Raw genomic sequence first — 15,636 nt, forward strand, 5'->3', positions numbered from 1 at the left:
CGACAACCGGAGTCCCCTGGTTCATCCCCCCACCCCACATCGACCCCACACAAACACCACGACGCAACCACCACCACACACCACTCAGAACCTGAGGCTGGTGGGGCCGGCGACCAGCCAGGCAAACCCTTTGGGCCACCTTCAGGTCGAGCGCAGTTAACGCAACAAGCGCCCGACTGTCGGGGAGCCCCAAAGAGGACTTCCCGACGTCGGGCGCTGGAGGTGGTTTGCCAGGTGCAGCGTCAGCGTGAGGTCGGCCAGCCTGTGTACGACTCCGCGAGGTACGCCTTGGCGTGCTCCGAGGTCACCACGGAGTGGAGTTCGCCAAGCTGGCGGGCGCGGTCGAACTCGCCGGCGCCGGGCACGGTGTGCAGCATGGATGTCATCCAGTAGGAGAAGTGCTGCGCCTTCCATACCCGCTCCAACGCCCGGTCACTGTAGGAGTCCAGCAGCGTGGTTGAGCCGTTGGAGTAGAACGAGTCGAGACCTTCAAAGAGCACCTTGACGTCGTGGATGGCCAGGTTGAGGCCCTTGGCACCCGTCGGCGGCACGGTGTGGGCCGCATCGCCGGCAAGGAACAGGTTTCCGTGACGCATGGGGGTATGGACGAAGCTGCGGAAGGGCAGGACCATCTTTTCGAGGACCGGTCCCTCCTCGAGCTCGAAGCCGTTGCCGTTGACGCGCTTGCGGAACTCGGACCAGATGCGTTCGTCGTCCCAGTCGGCAACGTTCTCTTTGGGGTCGCACTGGAAGTACATGCGCTGAACGGTCTCGGTGCGCTGGCTGATCAGGGCGAAACCGTTGTTCGAGTTCGCGTAGATCAGCTCGTCTGAGCTGCGTGGGGCTTCGGCAAGGATGCCGAACCACGCAAACGGATATTCGTGGAAGTACCACTTGCGGTTCGCTTCAGGAATCTGGAAGCGGCAGTGGCTGCGGGATCCGTCGGCGCCAACGAGGAAGTCGGCCTGAATCTCGAATTCCTGCCCGTCGGCATTGGTGAGCCAGACCTTCGGCTTGCCTTCGAGGTCGTGCACAGTGGTGTCCGTGACGCTGTAGTGGACGGCGCCGCCGTCGGCTTCGCGTCGGGCGGCCAGGTCCATGAAAACGTCCGTCTGCGGGTAGAGCCACACGGATTCGCCGACCAGTTCCTTGAAGTTGATGCGGTGGCTTTCACCGTTGAAGCGCAGTTCGATGCCGTCGTGCCGGTCGCCTTCGCGGAGCACTCGGTCCGACACCCCCGCGTCGACCAGCAGGTTCACCGTGCCGTGCTCCAGGATGCCGGCCCGTACGGTTTCCTGGATGTCCTTGCGGCTGCGGATTTCCACCACCACGGACTCGATGCCCTGCTTGGCCAGAAGGTGGGAGAGCATGAGGCCCGCGGGGCCGGCCCCCATAATGGCCACTTGGGTCTTGATGGGCGTGCGTGCCATGGTTGTTCCTCGCTTCGTTGCGGATCCCGGCGCTTCGGCCAGGGCTGTATTGGTCTGGCATCAGTCTGTCCCCATCGGCGTGATGATCGTTACAGCAATTCCGTTCAACGGAAGCCGACAGCTAGGCGAGCTGGCGTCCGATTCCGCGGGCCGCAGTCTGAAGGGCCGGAACCAACGCTTGGAGCCGCATCTCGGCAAGGGGCACTACGACCCCCAACGCGGCAACCGTCTTCCGCTTACCGTTCATCACCGGAACGGCGATCCCCCAAGTGTCCGGATCCACCACCCCAGCCAGTTGCGCGTACCCCTGTTGAGCGGCTTCTGCCAGGAGATGGCGCACGACGTCGGCGCTCACTTTCCCGGCCGGGTCGTGGAACTGTCGGAGGTACTCGGCCTGCAGCTCCCGCGACTGGTGGGACATCAGGGCCAGGCCAGCTGAGGAAATGTGTACGGGCATGCGACCTGCGATTTGTGCGCGGTTGGCCACCGATCCGCGACGGGAGAGCCGTTCAACAAAAAGCGCCTCCCAGCCATCGAGCACAGCCAGATTCACGTTCTGGTGGAGGACCTGCTGAATGTCCTCCATGAACGGCATTGCCGCCTGGCGGAGGGCCAGCGTGGGTGAATTTCGATTGACGAGTTCCCAGAGCCGCAAGCCCAGGCGGACGGTTCCGCCCGCCCCCAGGTCGAGGAGCCCGTGGTGGGAAAGCTGACGGATCAGCCGGTGGGCAGATGACAAAGGGAGCTCAGCCCGGTCGGCCAATTCCGTCAGCTGAAGAGTGGTGACACCCTCAGGGAATGCCTCGATGACCCGCACGACCCGGTCCACCACGGAATCGCCGGATGCGGAGTTAGCCACGATGCCATCCTCATTTGGAGCGCCCTTGAGAAAAAGCACGGATGTGCCTTCCATTCAATGGTAGAACGTGTGCCAGGCAACACGCGACGGTGATACAACTCTCATACCCGAAGGCCGCGCCGCTGGCCCGGGGAACATCACCAAGACGCACTGCCCAGACGTACCGAGGACGCTATGCCAACGATGCCATCTGCCCACCGATCTCAATGGCCTGTGTGGCTGTGCTGGCTAGCCATGGTGCTGGACGGCTTCGACCTGGTGGTCCTGGGAACCGTCATACCCACACTCATCAAGACCGGGGAGCTGGGATTCGATGCAGTCGGAGCCACCTTCGCCGCCACCATCTCCTTGGTGGGCGTAGGACTTGGCGCACTGTTCATTGCACCCCTCTCCGACACGTTCGGCCGCCGCAAGCTGCTGATCGCGTGCGTTGCCGGTTTCTCGATCTTCACCATTGGGGTCGCGTTCGCACCGAACGTTGCAGTGTTCTCGGTGTTGCGCCTTCTCGCCGGGCTGGGACTGGGCGCATGCCTTCCCGCAGCCTTGGCCTACATGAACGACTACGCGCCAGCGGGTTCAGCAGGAAAGTCCACCACCCGGACCATGACTGGCTACCACGTTGGTGCCGTCGCCACCGCTTTGCTGGCAATCCTGATCGTTCCGAACTGGCGGCTCATGTTCATCATCGGCGGCGCTGCCGGGCTGGTTCTCCTGCCGTTCCTTTGGGCCAAGCTGCCCGAGTCACTGCGCGAAGCCGCCCCCGGTGCGTCCAGCCAGCCCACCAAGGCGCCTGCCGCCGTCGTGCCTTCCGCTGAAAGCAGCCAAGCCGCGCCCAAGACCGGTTTCCGCGACCTGTTGCAAAAGCCGTACCCCCTGGTTGCGGTTGGCATCGGCATCGCGTCGTTCATGGGCTTGTTGTTGGTTTACGGGCTGAACACCTGGCTTCCGCAGCTGATGGCTGCCGCCGGGTACCCGGTCAGCACCGGCCTGACGCTGCTGCTGGTCCTTAATCTGGGCGCTGTCGCAGGCCTGTTCCTGGCCGGATTCCTCGCCGACAAGCACGGTACCAAGAAGATTGTTTTGCTGTGGTTTGGACTGTCCGCGGTGCTCCTGGCGATCCTCAGCGTCAAGATCCCGAACGAATTCCTGCTCAATGCCGCCGTCTTCGTAACCGGCATTTTCGTTTTCAGCTCCCAGGTCCTCGTTTATGCGTGGGTCAGCCAGTTGTTCCCGCCACGGCTCAGGGGAACTGCGCTGGGCTTCGCCGCCGGCGTCGGCAGGCTCGGCGCAATCGTCGGCCCGGCAGTGACGGGAACATTGGTTGCCGCCAACATCGCCTACCCTGCTGGCTTCTACGTCTTCGCGATCGCCGGCCTGCTGGCCGTTGCCGCCTTGGTCCTGGTGCCCCGCGAAGTCAAAACCGCCGTCGCAAACGTGCTCGCCGGACGCTAACCCCGCGACGGCGTGCGGGGAGCCAAGGGGTCCCGGCAGCATGGAGAGATAGGTCGAGAGAAAACGGAGCGCCGGCCGGGAGTCGTCCAACTCCTCGGCCAGCGCCTGCGTCTTGCACCGATCCAGGGCAGGAGCACCCCGTCCCTCACTTACCGCTGGCCGCCTGCGGCACCGCGGCGCCCTTCGGCGTCGTCTTGTTGCCGTCCTTGGTCCAGATGGAGGCGAGCATACCGATGACCAGGATCGCCGGTGCGCCGTACATCAGGATGTTCCGGACCATCGGTTCGCGGAGTGCACGGATTGCGTTGCCGACGTACGGGATGGTTGCGACCTGCTTGTCCACGGTCTTGCCCTGCAAGGTGGCGATCCAGGGGTCGATGCCGTTGTTGGCGTCGCCCTTGGTCTGCACAGCTACGCCGCCATCGGCCGTAGCGGTGATTTCGGTGATGCGGTGGGTTTCCACCCGCTGATCTTCGACCGGGATGTGGTAGGTGATGATGTCGCCCACCTTGACGTCCGCGATAGGAGTCGGAACCGTCACGACGACGTCGCCCGGGTTGATCAGCGGTGCCATGGACCCGGTCAGCATGGTGGAAGTCTGGTACCCCAGGACCCGCGGGCCGATGGCTAGGAACAGGAAAACCAGCGCCGCCAGGACCAGCATGCCAACGCCGACGGACTTAACAGCCAGGCTTGTGATCCGGCGGAACGTGCTCCGTTCACCGGCGGGGACGGTTGTGGCCGCTGCGGGCTGCTTCACAGCGGCGGTCTTTGGGGATGGTGCAGGCTTTGAAGCGGCGGAACGCCGGCCGCGAAGGGCGGGGGTGGTGATGGTGCTCAGTGCGCTCATTGTCCTGGCGTTCCTTCCGGGAGGGGTTGTTGTTCTGCTTCTAGTCTGCAGGGCGTGGCTCAGGCTTACTGCGGAAATTCCTCAAGTCTGGCTCAGGAAAAACCCGGCGGGCCTGATCAGGCAGGGGGGTGGCCGATCAGGCCCGGCGGAGTCTGGTGCGGCCCCCTTCCGACCCCCTCTCGGGGCCTTCGTGGGGCCTTCGCGGGGCCTTCTCGGGACCTTCGCGGGGCCGTGGTGATTACTTGGTGGTTTGCGTGCGCTGGGTGCCGGTGAAGGAGAACCCGACGGTGGAGGTGGCGCCCTGGAAGGTGTTGTCCGCGGTGGCGGGCAAAGCGGTGGTGACTTTGAGGTTGTCGGTCTTGGTGCTCGTCAGGGACGTCAGGTTGTTCAGGACACTGTTCGCGGCGATGACCGGGCCTGAGGCCAGGACGGTGGTCTTGGTGCCGGCGCAGGTGTAGGGAGCGGTGGCGCCGGTCCAGGCAACGGAGCAGTTTTCGATGGTCAGCTGCAGGCCGTTGGTGGTGTCGGTGGTGAGCAGGGATCCGGTGGCACCGGCGGAGGTGGTGAGGGTGACGTTGTTCAGGTCGGAGTTGCCGGTGTTGGCCAGGGAGACGAGCTTTTCGACTTTGTCCCCGGGCAGCAGGCCCGCGACGGGGACGTTGAGGGTGTTGTTGGCGCCGGTGCCCAGGGCGATGGTGACGGTTCCTGCGGTGACGGCCTGTGAGGCGGAGGTCGAGGAGGTGAACGCGCCGTAGGTTCCCATGCCGGCGACGGCGGCTGCGGTGCCGACCAGTGCGACGGAAGCGAGGATCTTGCCGGAGGTGGTCTTGAGGCTGATGGCCATGGGAATCAGTGTCCTTTCGGTAGGCCACCGTGAGACCGGCCGGCCGTTCTTCGTTCCAGCCTCTCTGGCTGACAAGAACTACTGTGCAGGGCCACCCTCAAGAACCAATCCTGCAAACCCGCAACAGTCCCTCAGGAAAACCTCAAGACTTTTTACAGTTTCTAAGGTTCCTTATGAAACACTGCTTGATGCATATGGACCGGCGATGAAAGGGCAAGTCAATGCCGATGTGGTTACAGGCCCTGCTGTGGGGGACGCTGGCAGGCGGGGCGTTGGTTCTTGGCGCTGGTGTGGCGTGGATGTGGAAAGTGCCCGCCAAGGTGGTTTCCACTGTCATGGCCTTCGGCGCCGGGGTCCTGATTTCCGCACTCGCCTTCGAACTGGTGGACGAGGCCGTGAACGGCGGAGGGTTGCTCCCCACGGTCCTCGGCTTCCTTCTGGGGGCACTGATCTTTGTTGGGTCCAACGTTCTCCTGGCCCGGGCGGGGGCGAAGCACAGGAAGCGCTCCAGTGAGCCCCAACCCACCGAGAAGGATTCCCCGGGCAGCGGTACGGCCATCGCCGTGGGCGCGCTCATCGACGGCATCCCCGAATCCGTGGTCCTTGGCGTGGGGCTGTTGGCCGGTGGCGCCGTCAGTCCGGCGATGCTTGCCGCCGTCTTCATCTCCAATGTCCCCGAAGGCCTGTCCAGCACGGCCGGCATGAAGAAGTCCGGCCGCAGCCCCGCTTACGTGTTTGGAACCTGGGTTGGCATCGCAGTCTTCAGCGGACTTGCGGCCCTAGTGGGGTACGCCGCCCTTGAGGACGCGCCTGAATCGGTAATCGCCTTCATTACAGCCATTGCGGCCGGCGGCATCCTGGCGATGCTGGCAGACACGATGATTCCCGAGGCGTTCGAGGAGCACCACAACATGACCGGCCTGACGGCCGCCGTCGGATTCCTTAGCGCCTTCACGATCCACCACATCGGAGGCTGACCTCCGGACGCAACCCGGCCGCCTCCCGGCCTCAGGCAGGCAGCAGTCCAAGCAACGGTACGGCTACCGCCGTCGATACCGCCATGGCTGCAGTGTTGCCAACGACAGGGTGGAAGTCCGCGGGGAGCTTTGCGGAGAAAACCCGGGCCAGCGGCGGGGCCAGTACAGCGCCCAGGATCGCCCCGCCCACAACGCCAAAAAAGGAACCACCGGTGGCGAGGACGGCCGCCGGGGCGACGGACACCACGGACGCATACGTCGCAGCCCAACCGCCATCCAGGTACCAGCCCCGCCAAAGGACCACGCCGATGGCGGAGGTAAGTGCTTGCGCAAAGAGGATGTGCGGAAGCAGGCCGGACCCGTAGGACGGCAACCCAGGATTAAGGACATACGCCACCACAGCCCCGGAAAGCATGCCGACGCTGGCGAACCCCTTGGCGATGAAGTGCGTCTCCGTGAAGTCCCTGATGACCCGTCGCGCAGCCCACAGGGCTTCCCCGAGGAGCGACTGGTTAAAGCCCGACGCCGGCAGGTTCCGTTCCGCGCCGAGGTCCGGCTCGCGCTCGCGCAGGACAAGCCAGGGCAACCGTCGTGCGACCAGGAAAGAGAGAATGGACCCCCCGGACATCGCCAGGACGTTTGCCACCACGGGCGGCAGGCCAAGGGGGTTGGCGAGGATGGGGATGAATATCAACGCCAAGGGCGTGACGGTGGCCGCACCGAGCACGGCGCCCGTGAGGCACGTTTGCCACCCGGCCCCGTAGAGGATCACCACGGCCGGAGCCACGCAAACGAAAGGCACGAACGTTGGCTGCCACCCGTCGTCGAGCAACCATCCGAACGCCACGTTGGACAGCAGCAAACTCAGCGAAGCCGACGCAAGAATCCAGGGACCCAGGCTCTCCCGCCGCCCGACGCGGCCCTGTCGGCGGCCGACCCACCGGGCCAACCCCGCTCCTGCCAACAGCCCCAGGGCTGCGAGGTCGGACTTGTAGAAGAGCGGCTCCGTCATGTCCCCCAGGAACCACCTTGCAGCAGCCACCGGGGAATCCGCGGCCGCTTGGGCCCAGCCGGAGTAACCGGGGCCAACATACGGGGATTGCTGCCCCAAGCCATACAGGACCACAGCGACGATGCCCATGATGCCGGCGACTCCGAAGGCGCCCAACGCTGTCCCGAGGGTGCTTGGTTTGGGGCTCTGTCCCGGCGGATTTTTGATGGCGGCGGCTGAAGAGTACATCGTTGGCCCTTAGCGTGCGGTGGGTGGTGACGTCGAGCAGCGTAGCGGAGGGTCCGGGGCCACACCCAGCCGGGGCCCGGCTGGGGAATATATGACCGGCCGCGGTCAGAAAAACGCCGTGCGTGGACGCTCAAAAGGAGGCGCTGAAAAGTGGCTTTCTAAGAGGGCAATCAAAAGGGCCCCTCAAACTCAAGGGCCCCCTCAAAGGGCCCCTTAAAACCAGAGAGCCCCGGCGCCTGCGTCGTGAAACGCGGCGTCGGGGCCTCCCTTGCTGTCAGTCGCTTACGCCTTCTTGCGCGTGAGCAGGCCCCAGATGGCCAGGACGATCAGTGCGCCCACGATGGCCAGCAACCAGGTGGACAGCGACCAGAACTCGTTGATGCCAACGTTGAAGAGCGCGCTGCCGATCCATCCACCCAGGATGGCGCCAACGATGCCCAGGAGCAGAGTAGCGATCCAGCCGCCACCCTGACGGCCCGGCATGATGGCCTTGGCAATGGCGCCGGCGATCAGACCCAGAATAATCCAACCAATGATTCCCATTATTTATCTCTCTTTCGTGATGAGGCCCCAGTTCGGCATGAGAGCGCACGCCGCTATCGACCTGATTGTTGGCTACCAGCCGAGCCGTCGGAGCATACCGACAACGTGGCTGGCAGACGGTCTACCCGCCGGGTCGGGGTCTGTCATGGCATGAAGCACCATGGACCAGCGCCGCCGGACCGTTCCGGGAATTCGTGGTTCGCCCAGGGTCCTCGCAACCATGGACTCAAGGGGAGGGCCGGGAAAGGCTTTTGTTCCGGTGAGGCACTCGAGGGCAACCAGGCCCAACGAATAAATGTCACTGGCAGCAGTTGAGGTGCCCCCACAGACTTCTTCCGGACTCAGATAGTGCGGCGTCCCGGAGGAGGAGCTCGGCGCAGGGTGCCGTCCGTTGAGTGCGATGCCAAAATCGGTCAGCTTGGCCACTCCTACGCCGCCTGGGTCGCCGGCGAAATCCACCAGGATATTGCCGGGCTTGATGTCGTTGTGGACAATCCCGCGCCTGTGCAGGAACGTCAAGGCCCTGGCGATCCCGGTCATCCACTCAACGGTCTGATGCGGTGAGGCTGGCCCTTCCTCAAGAAGGGTCCGCAAGTCCTGGCCCTGGACCAGTTCCATCACCAGGTAGTTGTGGGCGCCTTGGACTTCGTCGCCCTCGGTGCTTCCGGAGGACACCACCCTGGCGATGTTCTTATGGCGCAAAGGACCATGGATGTCCAGTTCGCGTCGAAAAGGAGCGTCCTTGGCTGTGGTCCTGAAGATCTTGACGGCCACAGTGGTGCCTGACTCCAGGTCCCGGGCTTCCTTGACGTAGGCCTCGGACCCTCCGCCCAGCTGCTTGCCCAGCCGATATCGTCCTCCAAGGACCACATCGGAAGGGGCGGCCCCGCGATCAGCGCGGTCGGCCGCCGTCTCCATGAGCGTCATTGGAGCAGTGATTCAATCTCGGCAGCAGGCACACCTGCCACCTCGGCGAGGGCGACGGGGTCCACTCCTGCATCGACTGCCCTCTTGAAGGCGAGCGCCAGGGTGTTCTGGGAGATTGCCAGCTCATGTTGCAGGCTCTGGCGCCGAAGGGCGGCGATCCAGACGCCGCTCACCGGATCTATGGCGTCGATGTCCATCCGGAAGCCGCAACCGCAGGCCCACTCGGGGCAGATCGGTTCGACGGAAACCCACTGCATGGCATCGTGGGCCGGGCCAGCGGAAATCGCCATGCGTGAACCGCAATGTACGGGGCCTGCCGGGATGACCTGGTCCACGATGACGTCAACGTCATCGTGGACGACGGGGGTGGAACTCGGTTCACGCAGCACGATTGTCATCGCTTGCCCACACATTCCCTAGTAAGTAGCTTGGCTATCTAGTTATATGTGTACTTATCAATAATGTCCAACTCAGCTTCAGGAGGAGACGCTGTCGATCGCCTTGCGCATACGCCGAAGGAACTCAACCACCACCGCGGAGTCTTTGCTGCTCAGCGTTTCGGCGGCCTCCATCATGCGCGAATGCATGTCGCCCAAGGTACTGCGGACCTCCTGTTCCGACCCCGGTGTCGGGCGGAGAATGAGGGCTCGACGATCAGTCGGGTGGGGCTCTCGGGTAACGTAGCCGGACCTCACCAGGCGGTCCACCAACGACGTCATGGAGGCCGAGGTCACCCCAAGCCGTACCGCCAACTCCTTGGGGCCCACCTCCCGGCCGGCACGCTCGGCTTCAAGCAGGTACCGCAACGCCATGAGGTCGGTCTCCCCCATGCCCATCGAGGCGCGCGTTCGCCGCCGCATGTCAGCTTCGGCCGTCCGGTAGTCCCTGAGTGCGTTCAGGACGTCCACGGCGCCCATCTGCTTACGGCTCTCCAGCCCGTACCAATATCCCTTGCGTTCATCCTTGTCGCTCACACCAGTCCTTTGGTAGACATGTATCTTGATTGTCTAACCAATTGATACTAGTCCATGAAGCGAAGATCCCGGACTACCGTTCGCTGAACGAGACTTGGCGCACCCGTACACGGCGCCACACTGCCGGGGCCACCACGACTGCAACACCGACGGCGGCACCTATGACGGTCTCGATGATCCGGTCCCGGAGGAGCAGACTCGGGTCCACCGGCGCGGCGAGGAGCGTGGCAATCAGGGCAAGCGGGGTGACGAAGAGCTGTGCGATGAAATACTGGCGGGCAATGAACATCTCGGCACCGAACTGGCACGCCGCTATGACCAGGACCATGGCCCACGGCGCCGGATTGAGCCACAGGATGCCTGCCAGGAGCACCAGGCCAAGCACCGTTCCCGCGATCCTTTGGATGCCCCGGCTCACCCGATGCCGGGTGGAATGGCCCACCAGCGGCACCACGGCTGCCACCATGGCCCAGTACGTGTGGCCAAAGCCAAGCTGTTGGCCCACCAGCGTCGCCAAGGTCCCCGCGAGCCCGGCCGCTACCAGGTATCCACCTCCTTCAAGCCAGATGGCCCGCAGTTCGGCAGGCGTGTGCCGGATGCGCGGCGGTTTCTTCCATGGCGTCCGGTGGCTTTTGACCACCCGGGACGACATCCCTACCAACAGGCAGAAAACCGTGGTCAGGATTGCCACCAGCATTGCCTCCCACAGAGGCGGTTGCGTGGGTATCGAAGCGATCGCGGCAAAAGCAAAAATGTGAAAGAGGGAGCCGCCGGGGCGGAGTCGCCAGGCAGCTACCACTACGGAGCAGGTGCCGGCCACGATGGTGGTCGCAACGATCAGGAGCCAGGAATACGAGCTGGCGTCCAGGCCCCACGCATGCTCCCCACGGGCCAACAACGTGGCGCAAAGGATGATGAAAAGCATGAAGCCGCCAGCCCGGAGTTGGCTGCGGAAACGGACGCTGTGCGGTTCATTGCGCCCATAGATTCCGGTGAAGGCCCCAAACGACGCAAACACGGCCAGATCCAGCCGCCCCAGCAGCGTCAAAACGATCAGCGGCACGAACACCCCTACGGCGCAGCGTAGGGCGGGATGGTGGTCCTTGTTCCCCGGACCCATCGTGAACATTTCCGCTACAGCCTTCAAAGGGCGGCTCGCCTTTCGTCGCAGGATCAAACGTACGACGGCGGCACTGGCGTCCGCTTCAAGGTTACGCTCCGAGCGCTGGGCTACCCGGGGATCAGGCACAGATAGTGCCCCTCATCACGCTGAGGGGCACTATCTGTGACGTACTGCGTTGGATCGATGGAGGGATCAGAAACGGGAGGGTGTGCCGCTGACTCCGCCGGGGACAACCGGGTTCGTTGCGATGTCCGTGATGTTCGTTGCCGGGGTGTAGACGGGGACGGCGTTCGCGAGTCCCGTGGTTCCACTACCGCTCGCTGTGCCCAGCGTGATGACGATGGTGCCGTTACCATCCCAAGCCACGGTGGACATGTTGCCGCCCTGGCCGTTTCCGGAGAAGGTCAGGTCCTTTGTGGTGTAGCTTGCGCCGAGGTAGACACTTCCCAGATTGACGGTGCAGGCGGTGCTGGTCACGGTGAGGTTGCTGTCCGCGTCAACCTTTACCGTAACGACTCCATTGCCGGTCAAAGTCGCCGGTGCGTTGGCCCAGGTGTTGCACATCGAGCTTCCACTGAGACGCTCAGAGAACGTCAGTGTCACCTTGTCACCCTTGTCCACGGTCCCCGCAGTCCCACCGTTGGTCAACAGCACTCCCGTGACCGTGGGAGACGAAACGTCCTTGGTTGATGTCGCCGTGCCCGCCGGTCCCGTATTGCCCGCCGCGTCAGTTGCCTTGGCGGAGAAGGTGATGGTGCCCGGGTTGTAAGCACTGAGGTTCAACGGCGCAGCGTTCCAGTGACCGGCCCCGGAGGTAGTGATGTTTTGGGTGACCGGTAACGCCCCGCCGCCACTGACGGTGAGGACCACTGTTGAATTGGCTTCCGCGGTGCCACCGACAGGAACGTTGGTGACGTTGCCCTGATGTACGTAGGTCGGAGCCGTCACCACGGGAGCAAGGGGCGGTGTGGTATCGGTGACCGGGGTGGTACCAACGCTTCGCGTGCTTTCAGTGCCCTGCCAGAGGGAGAGCATTGGCGTCACAGAGTAGTACCAGGTCCCCGCAGGAACATTGCTTTCAGTGCAACTTAGTCCTGCGACGCTGGAGCCGCAGCCACCGGTCGCTGGCACCTTGGTTCCCCCGGTTGCTGTTCCATAGCGGGCGATGCTGTAGCCGCCCACGGGCCGGCCTGCCGCCGTCGTACTGGCCGCCCAAGTGACGGTGACGTTGGCGCCTGAAACTGCGGTGGTGGGCTTGGCTCCTTGGGCTACGGCGTCGGCTACCGATGCGCCGGAACCAGTGCCTACGGAACCCCAGAATGCACTGGCTGCCGGGCCGCCCCATGAGACGAGGAGGATTCCCGCCATCACCAGGGCAAGGCGGTTCCACTTGCCGAAGGCAGTGACAGGGACTGTGCGTTTCCGGTTCACTTTCGTACCTCCAACGTGACGGGAACGCCGAATTGGGCTCCTTGGCAGGCCGACATGGAGGTGACGTCCATCTTTGCGGCGCCTTGCAGCGTGAGCAGGATTGAGCTGCTCGCGGGAATAGTGACCGTCGGCGTCAGCGGTGCCGCGGGTGGCGTGAAGGTAACGCCGGTGGTGGTGCAGCCGGAGTGGCTGGAATCGGCGGTCACGGGGCCGTTGCCGGAGACTCCGTAGATGGTCACCGGGTGAGGGTTGGGGTTGCTGGCCCTCAGGATGACGTCGGCCGTTCCACCGGGCACCAAGCTGGTTTGCAGGGTATCGCCCGCGACGAGGGCGCTCACCGTAACGGTCTGCATGGTGCCGTTGGTTGCTGCGCCGGATCCAGCCCCGGTAGTCGCCCAGTAGGCGTAGGCGGAGCCGGCACCGCCCAGGAGGCAAAGCGCTACGGTGGCCGCTGCCGTTCTTGCAAGGCGCCCCGTGCTGGGGGTGTGGGGGATTCGGACTGTCGTCTTCATGTCAGTTCGCCTGTCCCGTGCCTGTGTAGGTGAGCTGGAGGGTCGCGCCTTTGCAACCGTCCTGCAGTTTGTTGGTATCGAGCATCTTGATCTGGGGCCACTTCGCCTGGGCCACTCCAAGGCCTGACAAGGAGCGGGTGCCCGGTTCCACGGTCAATGGGTACGCCCCCGAGTACTGGGTGACTTGGTAGTCCGCCGCTGTGCACGGCAAGTTCGCCGCCACTGCTGCAGATGTCCGGACTACCTGGCTGATTTCCATCGACAGGTTCGTCACCGCGATGCTCTTGTTCTGCGGGTTGGAGATCTGGAGGTCCACAGCGCGGGAAATGCCCGGGGCCAGAAGCCCGTTCACCGTCCCCGTCACCCCGAAAGTGCGTTTGACTTCCAGGACCTGCAACTGGCCCGGCGCCGCGTTCGACACCGTTGCTCCGCTGGTTCCCTTGACAGTGAAATCCGCCTTGTTCGCCGGAGTGGTAGTCGCGGTGGATACGGTCAGGGTCGTCTGGGCAGTGCTCCCTGACGTGAGGTTAACCGACGACGGCGCGGCGCTGGCTGCCGTTCCAGCCGGCAGTCCGGTCACGGTGAACGTCACCGGACCAGTGAAGCCCCCCGTTGAGGTGGCGGACACCGTGAAGGTTGCGGACTGTCCTTGGTCCACGGTGCGGCTTGAGGGGGACAGCGTGACAGTGATCCCCTTGACGCTGGCTGCGGCGTTGCCCTGCCCGTTGCTCGCTGCCAGGGCCGCAACGGGTACCACGGCCACCACCAGTGCAAGCAGCAGGGCACGGAGTGGGATTCCTGCTCGCTGGAACGGTGCGGTGCGCTCTGGCCGGTGGTCCATGGAGGCTCTTTTCGGACGATTGCTTGGGGCGTTGGAGGCGTGGTGCAAAGGTGAGCCGGGGGCCGTCGTGTGAAACGTGGCCCCCGGCTCGTGACGGCCTAGAGGCTGCCGACGTTGACCGTGACGATCGCGGACTTGCAGGCGTCCTGGTTGACGGCGACGTCCTTGAACTTCAGGACACCGCTGCCTACGGAAGTTCCGGTGGCGCCTGCGGCCACGGGACTGTTCGTGGTCACTGCCGTGACCTCAAACCAGTCGGGAAGGCAGGCAGTTACGTTGGTGGTCACATTCGCGCTGAGGGCACCCACCACGGTGCTGGACGTCGTCGAGTTGTCCGCGGTGTAGGAAACCGGGACGGAGTTGCCCGGAGCGAGTCCGCCTGCGAAGGTCGCGTGAAGGGTGACGGTACCGCCACCGGCCGAGTTGGTTGCCGCGCCGCTGCCCGAACCTGTGGTGGTCCAGTAGGCGTAGGCAGCTCCGCCACCCACCGCCACCAACGCGACGCCTGCGACTGCGGCGGTGACCCGGCTCTTCTTGGAAAGTTTGCGCATGATGTAGCTCCTTGGTTGATCGGTTTCGGGAGCCGCTGGGCAACCCCCACCATCCGGCCGAGGGTGGCGGATGAAGCGATGTCACCCATGCTTCATGCCGCACACGTCCCGCGGCTACGATCCGGTGTACGCCTCTTTTTCATCCGAACATCGGCCCCGGAATACCCACACGAGCCATGCAGGTACTCAGTTTTCAGTGGTGGTCTACTTGCTGTCCCTCGCGCGATCGCTGGCAGGGCAAGGGACAGGTACCTGCTTCCGGGGGCCGCTGTCCACAGTGCGGACAGGTGCCCTGACCCCTCTTTGGGAAGCCGCTTAAGCGTGGGTGCGCAAACATTGTGTCTGTCTTGAGCAAAAACTGCGCTGGTGTTCGAACCTTTTTCTTCGCTGGCGCGACACTACTCCCCCTATGTCACGGCCTTAAATAGCCACGACGGGTGCCGGCAAGGGAGCGCGTCCAAGGGGGTTAGCTGTGGGCTGCGAGGATGGTGGAGGCTTCCTGGCGGGTGGTGCCGGAGGACTCGATGTGGGCCAGTGCGGCCGGGATTTCCCAGCCCTTCTTCCGCATCGCGGTGGCCCAGAGACGCCCGGCCCGGTAGGACGAACGGACCAGCGGGCCGGACATGACGCCGAGGAAGCCGATCTCCTCGGCCTCGTGCTGCAGGTCCACGAACTCCTGCGGCTTGACCCACCGGTCCACCGGAAGGTGCCGTTCGGAAGGACGCAGGTACTGGGTGATCGTGATCAGGTCGCACCCGGCGGCGTGCAGGTCACGCAGGGCCTCGGAAATCTCCTCACGGGTCTCGCCCATGCCCAGGATCAGGTTGGACTTGGTCACCATGCCCAGATCCCGGCCCTGCGTGATGACATCCAGGGACCGCTCATACCGGAACGCCGGCCGGATCCGCTTGAAAATCCTCGGCACCGTCTCGACGTTGTGCGCGAACACCTCGGGCTTGGAATCGCAGATCGCCGCGATGTGCTCGGGCTTGCCGGAGAAGTCCGGGATCAGCAACTCCACCCCGGTGCCCGGGTTCAGTTCGTGGATCTTCCGCACCGTTTCGGCGTACAACCACACACCC

The 15,636-nt window shown here is 64.2% G+C and carries 17 protein-coding genes; 2 read left to right on the top strand and 15 right to left on the bottom strand.

Features of this window, described 5'->3' with window-relative positions; translation table 11 throughout:
- Positions 1-242: 242 nt before the first annotated feature.
- Together NEK97_RS19640 and NEK97_RS19645 are read right to left on the bottom strand one after the other, a co-directional pair.
- Positions 243-1,430: a 4-hydroxybenzoate 3-monooxygenase gene (locus NEK97_RS19640; RefSeq protein ID WP_257371390.1), complete on the bottom strand. Its 1,188-nt coding sequence runs from the start codon at positions 1,428-1,430 to the stop codon at positions 243-245.
- Positions 1,431-1,551: 121 nt separating this feature from the next.
- On the bottom strand, positions 1,552-2,289 hold the full coding sequence (locus tag NEK97_RS19645; protein ID WP_257371391.1) for an IclR family transcriptional regulator: 738 nt from the start codon (positions 2,287-2,289) through the stop codon (positions 1,552-1,554).
- A 174-nt stretch (positions 2,290-2,463) separates the two neighbouring features.
- Here NEK97_RS19645 and NEK97_RS19650 point away from each other — a divergent pair, with 174 nt between their 5' ends.
- A complete protein-coding gene (locus NEK97_RS19650) occupies positions 2,464-3,741 on the top strand; it encodes an MFS transporter (RefSeq protein ID WP_374111556.1) in 1,278 nt (425 codons plus the stop codon).
- A 145-nt stretch (positions 3,742-3,886) separates the two neighbouring features.
- Here the strand turns inward: NEK97_RS19650 and NEK97_RS19655 are convergent, their stop codons facing one another.
- Complete coding sequence (locus tag NEK97_RS19655; protein ID WP_235518543.1) at positions 3,887-4,591, bottom strand: signal peptidase I; 705 nt, start codon at positions 4,589-4,591, stop codon at positions 3,887-3,889.
- A 238-nt stretch (positions 4,592-4,829) separates the two neighbouring features.
- Positions 4,830-5,435, bottom strand: coding sequence for a CalY family protein (locus tag NEK97_RS19660; protein ID WP_257371393.1), 606 nt, complete (start codon positions 5,433-5,435; stop codon positions 4,830-4,832).
- A gap of 221 nt (positions 5,436-5,656) precedes the next feature.
- Between NEK97_RS19660 and NEK97_RS19665 the strand changes: the two genes are divergently transcribed.
- A complete protein-coding gene (locus NEK97_RS19665) occupies positions 5,657-6,412 on the top strand; it encodes a ZIP family metal transporter (protein WP_235518540.1) in 756 nt (251 codons plus the stop codon).
- A gap of 31 nt (positions 6,413-6,443) precedes the next feature.
- Here the strand turns inward: NEK97_RS19665 and NEK97_RS19670 are convergent, their stop codons facing one another.
- From NEK97_RS19670 to NEK97_RS19720, 11 genes are all read right to left on the bottom strand, one after another.
- Positions 6,444-7,652 carry a hypothetical protein gene (locus NEK97_RS19670; protein ID WP_257371394.1) on the bottom strand — a complete coding sequence of 403 codons (1,209 nt, stop codon included), beginning with the start codon at positions 7,650-7,652 and terminating at the stop codon, positions 6,444-6,446.
- Positions 7,653-7,934: 282 nt separating this feature from the next.
- Positions 7,935-8,195 (bottom strand): GlsB/YeaQ/YmgE family stress response membrane protein, encoded by a 261-nt coding sequence (locus tag NEK97_RS19675; RefSeq protein ID WP_235518535.1) that lies wholly within the window; start codon positions 8,193-8,195, stop codon positions 7,935-7,937.
- A gap of 72 nt (positions 8,196-8,267) precedes the next feature.
- Positions 8,268-9,122, bottom strand: a complete 855-nt coding sequence (locus NEK97_RS19680; protein WP_235518524.1) for a serine/threonine-protein kinase — start codon at positions 9,120-9,122, stop codon at positions 8,268-8,270.
- Positions 9,119-9,520: a hypothetical protein gene (locus NEK97_RS19685; RefSeq protein WP_257371395.1), complete on the bottom strand. Its 402-nt coding sequence runs from the start codon at positions 9,518-9,520 to the stop codon at positions 9,119-9,121. Before NEK97_RS19685 ends, NEK97_RS19680 begins: the two co-directional genes overlap by 4 nt.
- Positions 9,521-9,598: 78 nt before the next feature.
- Positions 9,599-10,096 (bottom strand): MarR family winged helix-turn-helix transcriptional regulator, encoded by a 498-nt coding sequence (locus NEK97_RS19690; protein WP_235518516.1) that lies wholly within the window; start codon positions 10,094-10,096, stop codon positions 9,599-9,601.
- A gap of 73 nt (positions 10,097-10,169) precedes the next feature.
- Positions 10,170-11,243 (bottom strand): FUSC family protein, encoded by a 1,074-nt coding sequence (locus NEK97_RS19695; protein ID WP_257371400.1) that lies wholly within the window; start codon positions 11,241-11,243, stop codon positions 10,170-10,172.
- Positions 11,244-11,411: 168 nt separating this feature from the next.
- Positions 11,412-12,650, bottom strand: coding sequence for a hypothetical protein (locus NEK97_RS19700; RefSeq protein WP_257371396.1), 1,239 nt, complete (start codon positions 12,648-12,650; stop codon positions 11,412-11,414).
- Positions 12,647-13,162, bottom strand: a complete 516-nt coding sequence (locus tag NEK97_RS19705) for a hypothetical protein (protein ID WP_257371397.1) — start codon at positions 13,160-13,162, stop codon at positions 12,647-12,649. The genes NEK97_RS19700 and NEK97_RS19705 overlap by 4 nt, the downstream gene beginning before the upstream one ends.
- Position 13,163: 1 nt before the next feature.
- Entirely contained in the window at positions 13,164-14,003 is an 840-nt protein-coding gene (locus NEK97_RS19710; RefSeq protein WP_257371398.1) for a hypothetical protein, read from the bottom strand.
- 98 nt (positions 14,004-14,101) lie between these two features.
- Positions 14,102-14,554 carry a hypothetical protein gene (locus tag NEK97_RS19715; RefSeq protein WP_257371399.1) on the bottom strand — a complete coding sequence of 151 codons (453 nt, stop codon included), beginning with the start codon at positions 14,552-14,554 and terminating at the stop codon, positions 14,102-14,104.
- A gap of 466 nt (positions 14,555-15,020) precedes the next feature.
- The coding region (locus tag NEK97_RS19720; protein ID WP_257371340.1) for a lipoyl synthase at positions 15,021-15,636 on the bottom strand (616 nt) is incomplete at its 5' end.

The sequence above is a fragment of the Paenarthrobacter sp. UW852 genome (assembly GCF_024608385.1).
Lineage (GTDB): Bacteria > Actinomycetota > Actinomycetes > Actinomycetales > Micrococcaceae > Arthrobacter.